Raw genomic sequence first — 10910 nt, 5'->3', positions numbered from 1 at the left:
TGCGCAGGATGCGACGGCGAGCGTGGCGCGCCAGGCGGGCCGGAAGATGATAGAGGCGTAGGCGCATCGTGTTCGGCTCGGCGTCTTCGAGGCCGGGACCTGTCCCCGAGGGGTGGACACCTCTGAGCCCGGCCCCGGCAGGGGTGTCCACCCCTCGGGGACAAGGCCCAGGCTGCTGCGAACCCGGGCGGCTGCGTGGAGCGCGTCGGCGACCAGGGAGGTGCGCATGTGGTCGGCGATTGACCAGCCCACCAGGCGGCGCGAGAAGCAGTCGATCACGGTCGCCAGATACAGGAACCCGCCGTCGCCCACCGGCAGGTAGGTGATGTCGCCGACGTACTTGGTGTTTGGCGCGGTTGCGGTGAAGTCGCGCCCCAGCAGGTCGGGCACCGGCGTGGCGGACGGTTCGGGGACAGTGGTGACCTGCCGCTTGCACAGCCGCAGCCCGGCGATGCCGAACTTCCGCATGACCCGTCCGACACGCTTGTGGTTCACGCGCTCACCGTCGCCGCGCAGCTCGGCGGTGATCCGGGGCCGGCCGTAGGTGCCGTCCCACTCGGCGTGCACGGCCCTGATCCGCTCGGCGAGCGCAGCGTCCGCCCGCTCACGCGCGGCACGGGCCACGCGGCCGGCCCGCCATTTGTAGAAGCTGGAGCGGGCGACCTCCAGCACGGCACACAACCGCTTCACGCCCCAGGCGTGGTGGTGGTCCTCGATGAACTGGAAGCGGTTGGTCACCAGGTCATCTCTTGTGCGAAAAACTTCGTCGCCTTGCGTAGAATGTCCCGTTCGGTGGCCAGCTTGTGCATCTCCTTGCGGGCTGCCGCCAACTCCCGGCGCAGTGCTTCGTTCTCGGCCTGAAGTTCCTCGGCCGTCGGCGGGGAATCCACCGTGTTCCTCTCCGTGCTCGTGCTCGTCGTGGTGCCTCCGCCGTGGCGGACCCGTTCGGCCCGTACCCAGTTACGCAGCGTCTCGCGGCTGATCCCCAGATCCCTGCCGATGCCCTCGAAGGTGTGGCTCGGGTCCGACAGGTACAGCGCGACAGCGTCCGCCTTGAACTCGGGCGAGTAGACCTTCATCACCATAAAAGATGCCTCCTACCCAGCCCCTGCCGGGGCCGGGCTCAGAGGTGTCCACCCCTCGGGGACAGGTCCCCACCGCCCGGGAACAGGGCGCCACCGAGCAGCAGCTCCAGCGCATAGCCGCCGAGGGCCTGGCGGAGATGTACTTCCGGGCCGGCAACACCCGCGCGCACGGCCTGGGCGTCGAGTTCACCGACGTGGAACGGATCGAGATCGGGCTGTAGTTGAGGAAGCGCCTCGTCCCGGCGTTGAAGCCGTCAGGGACGAGGCGTTTCGCGTCCCAGAAGGGTCGGTTCCGTGACTCCCGGCCGTGGGCGTCGTGTGTTGGCGAGTGAACGTGTAAGTTGGCCGGCCGAGCACTGAGTCTGGCTGCGGCTGGCCGACAGTCCGCACCTTGCAGCCGGGCTGGAGGCTGGCACCGCAGACTGCGATTAATCGGAGGAGGCCAGGCACTCCTTCGACAACCCGGTCAACGATCTCGTGCACGCCCCCTGGGCATCGTGTCCCTCACTGGGCAGCCTGGGCGTCCAGGGCCATCGCGGTTTCCAACGAGACCAAGCGCGCGTTCTGCAGTGTCGCGACCTCCCACCGGTCGTTCTGCCATACGAGCGCCAGCAACTGCATGAAGTAGCGGCTCGGCGGCGGCTGCTCCTCGCCCGGCATCACCATTGCGACGCGGTGGTGCACCACCCCCCAGCCCGGGCGGACGATCCGGGCGAACGGCACCTCGCCCCGCACCATCCGGGAACCCTTCAGTACTGTGTCGAAGAGCGGCTGATTGAACGCAATCACCGCTTCGCGTCCCTTGTGAATGGTTCCCTCGAAGTCTACGAGCTCGGCGTCATCCGCGAAATCGGCGACGAACGCAGCGGCGTTACCGCTGTTCCATCCCTCGTTCATCCGGACCGGGATGGCGCGCATTGCTTCGATCGACGGTTCCATGTGATCGCCCTTCCTGCTTTCTGCACTTTCAGTCACCATCCTTGCCGGGCCGGACGGCGGACGCATTGATCATCTGCGCACGCTTGTTGGACTTGAGCGCCGCCGCGTTGTATCCGTAGGTGGCCTTGAACAGTCGGCTGAAGTGCGCCGGATCGGTGAACCCCCAGCAGGCGGCGACGGCCGCGACAGTTCGGTCCGTTCCGGCCAGGTCCGCGTGGCACCGTGCCAGGCGCTGCCGACGGATCAGGGCCGCCACCGTCAGCGGCTGGTCCTCGAAGAGCTTGTGCAGTCGGCGCACGGACATGTGGTGCGCCGCGGCCACCTTCGCCGGAGTGAGATCCCGGTCGGACAGCCTCGCCTGGATGAAGCCGACGATCCGGGTGCGTAGCGCCTCGTCGGCGGCCGGCCTTCGCGAATGACCCAACTGAGCCGAGAGTGCCACCGCGATCAGCTCGATCACCGCGGCCGCCGACCTGTCCGCCTCGTCGGCGCGGAACCCCTCCAGGCACCGCACCATGTCCCGTCCGAGCGAGGACACCAGTGCTCCAGGGCCGCGGTCGCCGCGGATACGCGCTCCGGCCAACCGGGCGGCGTCGTCCGGTCCGAGCAGCAGCAAGCGCCGTGGTACCAGCATGGTCACGTGCGTACTCGCGGTGCTGGCGAACCGGACTGGCCGCACCGGATCAATCAGGACCAGGTCGGCGGGCCCAAGCACAGCGGTCCTGCCGCCCTGCTCGGCGCGCACCCACCCTTGCGTCACCAGCTCGATCTGCCACAGCTCGCTGTCGGCGGCGCGGGCGGACCGCGCGTCCCGGAAGCACTCGCCCTCCGGGGTTGTCAGCTCGGCCAGCCGTAGAGGCCCAAGGTCTCGGGTGACGACGTCGGCGCGGAAGTCGTCGCCTGCGTGCCGCCGACCGCGCAGGGGCGGCAGGCCGCTTGTCGCGAGAGTCTCCAGAAAGGCGTCGGCTCTGTCCATGTCACGTCACCACGCGGAGCGCAGTACACGCCGCCGCCGTTGTGCCCACCGTCGCGGAACCGCGAGCCTCGCATCACGCCTTCGCGGCGCGAGCCTGCCTTCTCCACCACACCGTTCGGCGATGTTTGTCATGCCCGACCTCATCATCAGTAAAAGCCCAGCCCGGTACCTGCTCAGCTTCCATGGGCGACTCTATCGGGCGCCCACCAGTGCTCATCTCGCCGACTGAAGTGCTCAGTCACAAGCCGTCAGGGACGAGGCGTCTCGCATCCCAGGAGGGTCGGTTCCGTGGCCCCCGGCCGTGGGCATCAGCGGACTGCGCAGCGGTTTGGCCGTACTGGTGCTCAATACGATGCCCGCCAGGAAATCCGTGGTGCCCCTTGGCGCGCTGCGCTTGTTTCGAATGCGAACAGAAGAGGCGTTAACTCTTTCGAGTTAAGGCAGTTCGAGCGGATTCACTGATTCCGCGAGTGAAGTGCAGCACATTCGAAGAGAGTGAGGTATAGACCATAGGGCTGCGCACACACATAAAGCGCTGCTCACCATGTGTTACCTACTGGTAGCGGCCTGTTTAGTACATACTTCAAGTATCACCGTGTGATATTCACTCGGGCATCCATGCGTATCCGCCTGTTTGGCCCTGTTGCATAGGCCCCGTCAGAAGGCACCTCGGTACGAGCATTCATGTTCGCGGAGCCGTTCATCTCCTGCTTCAACGAAGAGGATCCATGACCGACGATGCCCGTGCGGGATCCAGCGGCAGCCCAGTGGTAGTCACCACGGTCCTCCCGTTCCCGCTGGATTTCGAGGCGCTCTATCTGAAGAACCACGAGGACTACCACCGGTTCGCCCGAGCCATCCTCAAGGACCAGGAGCTCGCCGAAGCCGCCGTCCACCGAGCATTCTTCGAGATCCTCGCGCACTGGCCGGCGCTCCTGGCCGCCGGCAACGCCCACCAGCAGACCTGGGCGATCATGCGGCGCACCGTCATCTCCGAGAAGCTGACCAGCTACCGGGACAACCTCACCGAACTGACCGAGGACAGCGACGTGGCGCGCGCCCTATGCGCACTGCCGTCACGCCAGTTCGACGTCACCGTTCTGCGCTACCTCTGCGACTGCCCCACCAACGACATCGCCTGGTACCTCGGGGTGACGGCCAGCACCGTCGACTACCACGGCCGGAAAGCCAAAGAGCGACTGGAGCAGGCCATGCCCGCCCGTATCCGAAGGAGCAATTGACATGAGCGCCGCGAAGCAACCCTCGCACGCCGAACAGGTGCTCGCAGCGGCGGGCCGACGCCTGCGCGCCCAGCAGCCCGCATTCGACGTCGTCGCCGGACTGCACCGTCTGGCCCGGGACGCCGGCTACATCCCCGTGACGGACGCCGTTCCGTCGGTCTCCCGCGCCCTGCGCGACCTGGAAGAGTTCGTCGGCTGGAGCCTCGACCAGCCCGGAGCCGCCACCCACGTCGAGCGCCTCGCCGCGGCTATCGGCGAGAACGACGCTCCCTATGAGCTGCTGACGCGCATTCAGGACACCGAGGAAGTCGACCTGGACGGCGCGCACGTCTTCGCCTGCATGCTCCACCGCGCTCATCACTCCGAGAGCGCCCAGTTCTGGTGGCAGTTCACCGCCGGCGCAGGCAACAGCGCCAGCGCCTACTGCCTCCACCTGCTCCACCACGGCCGGGGCGAGACGGCAGAAGCCGAGCACTGGCGGGACATCTTGCTGAAGGTGGTCGACCTGGACGACGATCCCAACGTGGAGAAGACGTTCGTCAACGCGGTCGGTCACTTTGCGGCCTACACCCGACGCCACCGGCTGCCGACTCCCGTCACACCGGTCCTGGACGCCGAAGTGCGGCGGCTGGCCACCCGCGATGACGCGGACCGCCTCGTGTGCCGGGCCGACGCCGGTCTCGCACAGCGTCTGCAGGACTGCGCCCGGTCCCGCTGAGCTGACCCCGAGCAGACGAAAAACCCGCCCGCAGCCCCGGTTCCTAGGCCATCGACTGCCGACTGCGCGGACTGGCCTACGGTCTCGGTAGCGGCACGGCCGGGCTGCTCCTGTACTGGCTCCAGAAGTACCTGTGAGCCCGGGGACAGCCGATCACTCCCGCAAAGCGGCGGGGATTGTAGACAAGTGGCCGTAGACAGTGACCCCATGCGGATGCTGCGCGAACATGACGAGAGCGGATGCTGCGCGAACATGACGAGAGGGGAACCGGCCTGTGAGCCGTAGGAAGCCGGGCGGGAACGCATACGAGGGCGTCTGGGACGAAACGCGTCGATGGGCAGGCGTCGTGTATGCCCCCGACGTCCCACTCCGAGAGCGGAACAGTTTTCCTGATGCCGCCCTGCCGGTGTCCAAGCTGCGGATTCGGCGCTTTCGCACGCGCTGGGAGGGACGGGCCCTGATTCTCTTAGACTTGCGAGAACCCACGTCGGGTACCGGCCGGATCGACGACATCCGGCACTGGTGCGAGGAAGTCTGGAGGGCTGCCAAACCCCTGGCGGGTGTCGTCGATCTCGGCGAGCTGGAGTACCGGCTGAGCGATGAGCTGTGGACGTGTGCGCAGCTGATCCATCAGATGGTGACGCTACGCGAGGTGCGCTACGACACCTCGGCCGCCCGGAAGGTACTCGCCGACCAGATCACTGGGCGTCGGCGTCAACTGGAGCAGCTTTTTGGACGAGTGCAGAGCGCTCTACGCCGAAGGAGGGGCCGACCCCGGCGCGGCGTCGGATGTCGTCCGTGAAGCGTTGCTGACCGCCCAGGTCCTCGGCCAGCGCCGACCGATCGACGAAGCCGTGCTGTGGACGCAGTCTCTGAGAGAGGTCGTCGCCCAGCACAAGCCTGCGCTCAAGCAAGTGGATCAGAGTGACCGGCAGTCGCGGAGGGTGTCGGAGTCGTAACCTCGGTCGGCGTAGAGCGTGACCGGTCGTTGTGGCGGACCTCTCCCTGGCGACACCACCGGCCCGCGGCTGCGCTAGTACGTCGACGACGTCGAACGCGTCCGGACGCTGTACAGGGTCAGTGCCCTACACACCGTGGTCGTCGTCGCCTTCATCGAGGTCTAGCTGGCGATCGCTACGGTTGTGCTACCCGCGTACGGCCAAACACCTCGTAATCGGCACCTCCGAGGCTGGGAAGAGAGCAACGGGGCGGGGCCGCCGGCCTTCTCGGCAATCCAGGCCAGCTCGGCGGGGTGCAGCCCGTGGACAACGTTGGTGACGGTGGCGTGCGGGGTGTGCGGGTTGGTGGCGAGGGCGGCCAGGGCCTGGACCCGGCGGTGCTCGGAGTGGCGTTCCAGGAGCCGGGCCGGCCGGTCGTGGTCGGGGTCGGCGTTGCCGAAGACGCGGATCAGGGTCCGGCTCGGCGCGGGGGAGACGACGGCCGGCTGATCCAGACAGTCGAGCTGAGCGCAGGCCGCCACCCCGCGACCCTGATCGAGGAAGACCGGGCCGGTCTGAAGGAGATCCTGGTCCGCTGCCCCGAACTGGACACGGCCGCCGGACATGTCCGCGATTTCGGCGAGATGCTCAGCGGCCGCCTCGGCGCCACGCTCCCTGCCTGGATCGACGCCGTCGATGCCAGCCGGCTACCTGGGCTCACCGGTTTCGCACTTCACCTGCTCCGAGACCTCGACGCCGTGACCGCCGGGCTCACCCTGGACTGGAGCTCCGGCAGCATCGAGGGAGCCGTGAACCGCATCAAGAAGATCAAGCGGCAGCTCTACGGCCGAGCCGGATTCGAGCTCCTACGCAAGATGATCTTGCTTCAGTAGTGCATCGCTCGGGTGCTGGATCGCCGCTTCCCGGTCCCTTGAGATCAGAGTTCGGCCGTCCAGATCCCGACAGGGTGGTCACTCGGAGGCAGCCACAACTGAGGCTGTGACTCGCGATGCCTCTCGTCAGCCTGTTCATCCCAGTGGAAACGGCCCTCGGCATCAGGCCACGCGACTTGCAGCACGGGGAGAGGTGGCCGCCGGTAGAACCCGATGGCCCGTCCGAAGAAGGTCCGGTACCAGCCGCGATCAACCTGCCTGAGCGCGAATCGATGACCGTCGACAACATCAGGATGGCTCTGGCCGTCCGCCAGTGCTTCGCCCGCGGCAGACTTCTCTCCGAGGGTGTTGAGCATGCGGTGCATGGCGTGGACATCGAGCCCGAACATGGCGAGTTCAGGTCCGCCGTGAGTGTGCGCGAGGCCGATCGTGTAGGCGAATCCAGGACCGATCTCGTCTTCGGGAACCATCACGACGTGCCATCCGTGCTGCTGCACATGCTCGATGACCGTCAGATCCACGCGGTCCGCCTCGTCCCGGTCGCCGTAGTCATGGCAGAGGACACAGCGGCACTGGAACGGATCGTCAGTCATGTGCGGAGGTTACGAGGTGTGCGTTCACGTCGGGCAATCGGGGTTCGGACCCCTCTCAAGCGAACGACGTCGTCACCCTCCGCAACGACTCCCCAAGATCTGTGCCAGAACCCGTAACTCACCAACAAAGCCACCGCCCGGTTCGCTCGTTCGGGACACGGGATCATCCTCATCTCTGCGGCGCCGGGCACCTGTCATCCGCGCCATGGCTCCGCCCGGGCAGGCTCAGTGGAGCATATTCGCTCCAGGCAATTTTCCGCGTGACGGGCCGGACCGCCAGGCGATAGAACCCTGCGTGTGACCGTCTTCTACTGCACCAAGTGCGGAACCGCGCTCACCGGGGATCTGGTGGCCCTGCCCACCGTCCCGGACGTCGACGAACCGGACGACGGCCGGGACAAGAAGAGCGGGCGAGCTCGCTCCACTGTCCCTCGCGGGCACTACGCCATCGACCCCGACCCGTGGGGCGCCCCCTTCGTCCCAGCCGCCACACCCCGCCAGCACGCCAACAGCTCGGGCCGCGAGCTGCTGCGGCCCGACAGCTGGGTCACCGTCTCCGCGGGTCAGCGCGACAGCGTCGTCGTCCACCCCGAAGACGTCCTACCCCGCCTCGCCCCCTTCACGTACGGGGACAACTGGACCGGGTGTTGCGGCTCCACGGGCGCGCACGGTCCCAACCTGGCCTGCGCGTGCGGCTCACGCCTGGCCACCTGGGCCGCCGATTGCCTGGGCCCCAATGAACTTCACCTCGACCCCGTCCGCGTCTACGCCTGGCACCAGGGCGGAACCGACCAAAACGCCCTTGACGGTGAGGAACAGCCCTGACCGTTCCAGGCGGAAGACTCGGGCCCACCGGCGACAGGTCAACGAAATGCGGAACGAAGAACGGGTGTCCTACCTCAGATGATCTGGTCCGGGCTCAGGGCTGTGACCTGCGGCGACCAGATCATTCGAGACGCCCGATCGTTGGAGATCTCAGGTGATCTGGTTCCAGACGTGGGGATGGCGGTGTTGTCTCGATCGATCTGGTCCGGCCAACGACGGTGGACGCAGACGTCGGTGGCGATTATTGGATAGGTGAAGGGTCTTGGCACCCGATTCGCACTCCTCGCCCCGCCATGGCCCTCCCCGGGACGACCCGTCAGGGCAAGAGCAGGACTCGGCCGAGGTTCGACCGCCCTTCCAACAGGCGGTGCGCCTCGACCGCCTCGGTGAGCGGGAGCCGGGCATGGACCGCCGTGCGTAGTCGTCCGGCCGCTGAGTAGTCCGTGACCTTGGCGATGTCCTGCCTGGCTCGCTCCGGATCGGCCTCGCGCCAGGCCAACAAGGAGAAGCCGATCAGGGACTTCAGGCGGAAGAGCCCGGTGACCGGTACATCGTCGAACCCGCTGCTCGACACGCCGTACATCACCGTCCGGCCGAGGGGTGCCAGCAGGCCGAGGCTCTGGCGCAGAACCACGCCGCCGACCGAGTCGAGGACCACGTCGACGCCGTCCGGAGCGGCCTTGCGGACCTGGTCGGGCCAGCCGTCGTCGCTGTAGTCGACGGCGACGTCCGCGCCGTACTCCCGGACGAAGTCGAGCTTCGCGGCGGAGCCGACAGTGGCGATGACCGTTCCGGCACCGAGTAACTTCGCGAGCTGCACGGCCAGGTGGCCGATGCCGCCGGCGCCAGCGTGGACGAGCACCGTCTCGCCGGGCGCGAGCCGGCCGGCACGCAGTACCCCCAGCGCCACCGGCCCGCCCATGGGCAGCATGCTGGCCGCGCCGATGTCGAGCCCCTCGGGCACCCTGGCCAGCCACGCCGCGTCCGCAACGACGTAGTCGGCGAAGGCATCTTCGGCCAGTCCCGCGACTCGCCGACCGACGAGGTCCCCGTCGACGTTCGGTCCGACGACGTGGACGGTCCCCACCACATCGCCGGTGAGCTTGCCGGGCAGCGGACGCTCGAAGATCGAGCCGCTGGAGGGACCTCGCCGGATCTTCGTGTCGACGAAGTTGGCCCCGATCGCCTCGGCCCGGATAACGACCTGACCCGGCCCTGGCCCGGGGACCGCGGCTTCCTCCATCTCCAGGACCTCGGGGTCCCCGTAAGCGTGGTAACGGACTAGCCTCATGACATCCTCCACCGGAAAGCCGAACTAAACTGGACTGCAGGTCAAGTTATGCCCCGGGAACGGTACTGGACCGCTGGTCCAGTTGTCCATGGGGAGTGTCATGGGAAGCGAGGACTTGATGGCCGAGGGCCGTGCCGAGCGCGCCGACGCCGCGCGTAACCGACGTGCCATCCTGCTGGCCACCGAGGAACTCCTCGCGCGGCACAGACCGGAGCAGATCTCGATGGAGCAGGTGGCCACCGCGGCCGGCGTAGGCAAGGGCACGGTGTTCCACCGTTTCGGCAGCCGCCTGGGCCTGATGCTGGCGCTGATGCAGGAACGCGCCCTGGCCCTGAACGAAGCGGTCACCAGCGGGCCGCCACCCCTGGGCCCCGGGGCGGCCCCACGCGAACGCCTGCTCGCCTTCCTCGACGGCGTCGTGGATGTCGTCAGCCGCAACAAAGGGCTCTTGGCGGCGCTCGGACACGCCGCGACGACCACCCACCGACAGGATGAAGAGGGGGGCGAGGGGGGCGAGCATCCCACCTATCACTTTTGGCACGACCACGTCAGCGGACTGATCACGGAGGCGGGGCCCGGGCTGGATGCCGACCTCCTGGCACACGTCCTGCTCGGCGCCCTGCAGAGCAGCCCCGTGCTGAACCTGCTGAAACAGGGCGAGGGCAAGCGCCTGTCGGACGCCCTGCGCACGCTCACCACCTCCCTGCTCGATGCCCCGGGACATCAAACGCGTAAGCGAACCAGGTCACCTGAGACCGCAAGCAAATCGGACCAGATCGCCTGAGCCAGGGGCCAGATCGGCAAAGACGAGAGAACTGACCTGTCGCAACGAAGTTAGTCGGCCAGGGTCGCGTTGATCTGCGTGGACTGGATTGAATGAGACAGCGGCGGGTCGGTGGGCTGCGTGTAAGGTCGGCCGGTGCTGCTGAGCGCTTCAGCTGGCGGATGAGCGGCTGAGTTGGCGCGTTGATCCCTGGCGTTGCGTATGTGGCCAAAGCAGCGGACACGGATACGGACGGGACAGAGCTAGGGGTGGGCGGATGAGCGTGGATGGGGAACGGGAGCGCTGGGAACTGCGGTCAGGAGTCGGTGTGGGGCCGTTGCACTTCGGGATGTCTCCAGCCGAGGTCGCCGAGGCACTGCTGGTTTCCGAGCCGCAGGCACGGATCGGTGGTCCGTATGAGCAGGAAGATTTTTCGGACGGGGTGAAGGCGTTCTACGACGCGGGCAAGCTTGCATGCGTCGCGCTGGATGCAGTCATGGGTCCGCAGGTCTTCCTGGCTGATTTCCCACTGGCAGGGGGCGATCCAGGGCAAGTGTCGGCGTACACAGTTACGTCCCCAGCTTCGTACGGATGAATAGGGACAGTTGTTGGTGCGGTGAGGCGTGTTGCTCGGCAGTCTGCTGCTTG

The 10910-nt window shown here is 67.2% G+C and carries 14 protein-coding genes; 8 read left to right on the top strand and 6 right to left on the bottom strand.

Features of this window, described 5'->3' with window-relative positions:
- Positions 1–738 (bottom strand): IS3 family transposase (locus ACFY2B_RS45560; protein ID WP_390768951.1); only part of this gene is annotated, 738 nt, incomplete at its 3' end.
- On the bottom strand, positions 735–1085 hold the full coding sequence (locus ACFY2B_RS45555; protein ID WP_390768950.1) for a transposase: 351 nt from the start codon (positions 1083–1085) through the stop codon (positions 735–737). The genes ACFY2B_RS45555 and ACFY2B_RS45560, both read right to left, overlap by 4 nt.
- Before the next feature lie 44 nt (positions 1086–1129).
- On the opposite strand from ACFY2B_RS45555, the gene ACFY2B_RS45550 reads away from it, so the two are divergent.
- A complete protein-coding gene (locus ACFY2B_RS45550; protein WP_390768949.1) occupies positions 1130–1306 on the top strand; it encodes a hypothetical protein in 177 nt (58 codons plus the stop codon).
- A 283-nt stretch (positions 1307–1589) separates the two neighbouring features.
- Here the strand turns inward: ACFY2B_RS45550 and ACFY2B_RS45545 are convergent, their stop codons facing one another.
- A complete protein-coding gene (locus tag ACFY2B_RS45545) occupies positions 1590–2024 on the bottom strand; it encodes an SgcJ/EcaC family oxidoreductase (protein ID WP_390768948.1) in 435 nt (144 codons plus the stop codon).
- A 28-nt stretch (positions 2025–2052) separates the two neighbouring features.
- Positions 2053–3000: a helix-turn-helix domain-containing protein gene (locus ACFY2B_RS45540; RefSeq protein WP_390768947.1), complete on the bottom strand. Its 948-nt coding sequence runs from the start codon at positions 2998–3000 to the stop codon at positions 2053–2055.
- 728 nt (positions 3001–3728) lie between these two features.
- Between ACFY2B_RS45540 and ACFY2B_RS45535 the strand changes: the two genes are divergently transcribed.
- From ACFY2B_RS45535 to ACFY2B_RS45520, 4 genes are all read left to right on the top strand, one after another.
- A complete protein-coding gene (locus ACFY2B_RS45535) occupies positions 3729–4241 on the top strand; it encodes a sigma-70 family RNA polymerase sigma factor (RefSeq protein ID WP_390768946.1) in 513 nt (170 codons plus the stop codon).
- 1 nt (position 4242) lies between these two features.
- Entirely contained in the window at positions 4243–4959 is a 717-nt protein-coding gene (locus ACFY2B_RS45530; protein ID WP_390768945.1) for a hypothetical protein, read from the top strand.
- A gap of 472 nt (positions 4960–5431) precedes the next feature.
- The gene (locus tag ACFY2B_RS45525) at positions 5432–5761 is read left to right on the top strand and encodes a hypothetical protein (RefSeq protein WP_390768944.1); all 330 of its coding nucleotides are present in this window, start codon (positions 5432–5434) and stop codon (positions 5759–5761) included.
- A 459-nt stretch (positions 5762–6220) separates the two neighbouring features.
- Positions 6221–6790, top strand: a complete 570-nt coding sequence (locus tag ACFY2B_RS45520; RefSeq protein WP_390768943.1) for a transposase — start codon at positions 6221–6223, stop codon at positions 6788–6790.
- 44 nt (positions 6791–6834) lie between these two features.
- Here ACFY2B_RS45520 and ACFY2B_RS45515 read toward each other — a convergent pair whose 3' ends face one another.
- Positions 6835–7383 (bottom strand): DUF4262 domain-containing protein, encoded by a 549-nt coding sequence (locus ACFY2B_RS45515; protein ID WP_390768942.1) that lies wholly within the window; start codon positions 7381–7383, stop codon positions 6835–6837.
- A 297-nt stretch (positions 7384–7680) separates the two neighbouring features.
- On the opposite strand from ACFY2B_RS45515, the gene ACFY2B_RS45510 reads away from it, so the two are divergent.
- Positions 7681–8208, top strand: coding sequence for a hypothetical protein (locus tag ACFY2B_RS45510; RefSeq protein ID WP_390768941.1), 528 nt, complete (start codon positions 7681–7683; stop codon positions 8206–8208).
- A 316-nt stretch (positions 8209–8524) separates the two neighbouring features.
- On the opposite strand, the gene ACFY2B_RS45505 is transcribed toward ACFY2B_RS45510, so the two are convergent.
- The gene (locus tag ACFY2B_RS45505) at positions 8525–9499 is read right to left on the bottom strand and encodes a zinc-binding alcohol dehydrogenase family protein (protein WP_390768940.1); all 975 of its coding nucleotides are present in this window, start codon (positions 9497–9499) and stop codon (positions 8525–8527) included.
- Positions 9500–9599: 100 nt separating this feature from the next.
- Here ACFY2B_RS45505 and ACFY2B_RS45500 point away from each other — a divergent pair, with 100 nt between their 5' ends.
- Positions 9600–10283, top strand: coding sequence for a TetR/AcrR family transcriptional regulator (locus ACFY2B_RS45500; RefSeq protein ID WP_390768939.1), 684 nt, complete (start codon positions 9600–9602; stop codon positions 10281–10283).
- 256 nt (positions 10284–10539) lie between these two features.
- The gene (locus ACFY2B_RS45495; protein WP_390768938.1) at positions 10540–10857 is read left to right on the top strand and encodes a hypothetical protein; all 318 of its coding nucleotides are present in this window, start codon (positions 10540–10542) and stop codon (positions 10855–10857) included.
- The last annotated feature ends 53 nt before the right edge of the window (positions 10858–10910 follow it).

It is taken from the genome of Streptomyces sp. NPDC001270 (genome assembly GCF_042896695.1).
Lineage (GTDB): Bacteria > Actinomycetota > Actinomycetes > Streptomycetales > Streptomycetaceae > Streptomyces.
The sequence above is the reverse complement of the archived record's forward strand: the minus strand, read 5'-3'. Positions and strand labels throughout refer to the sequence as shown.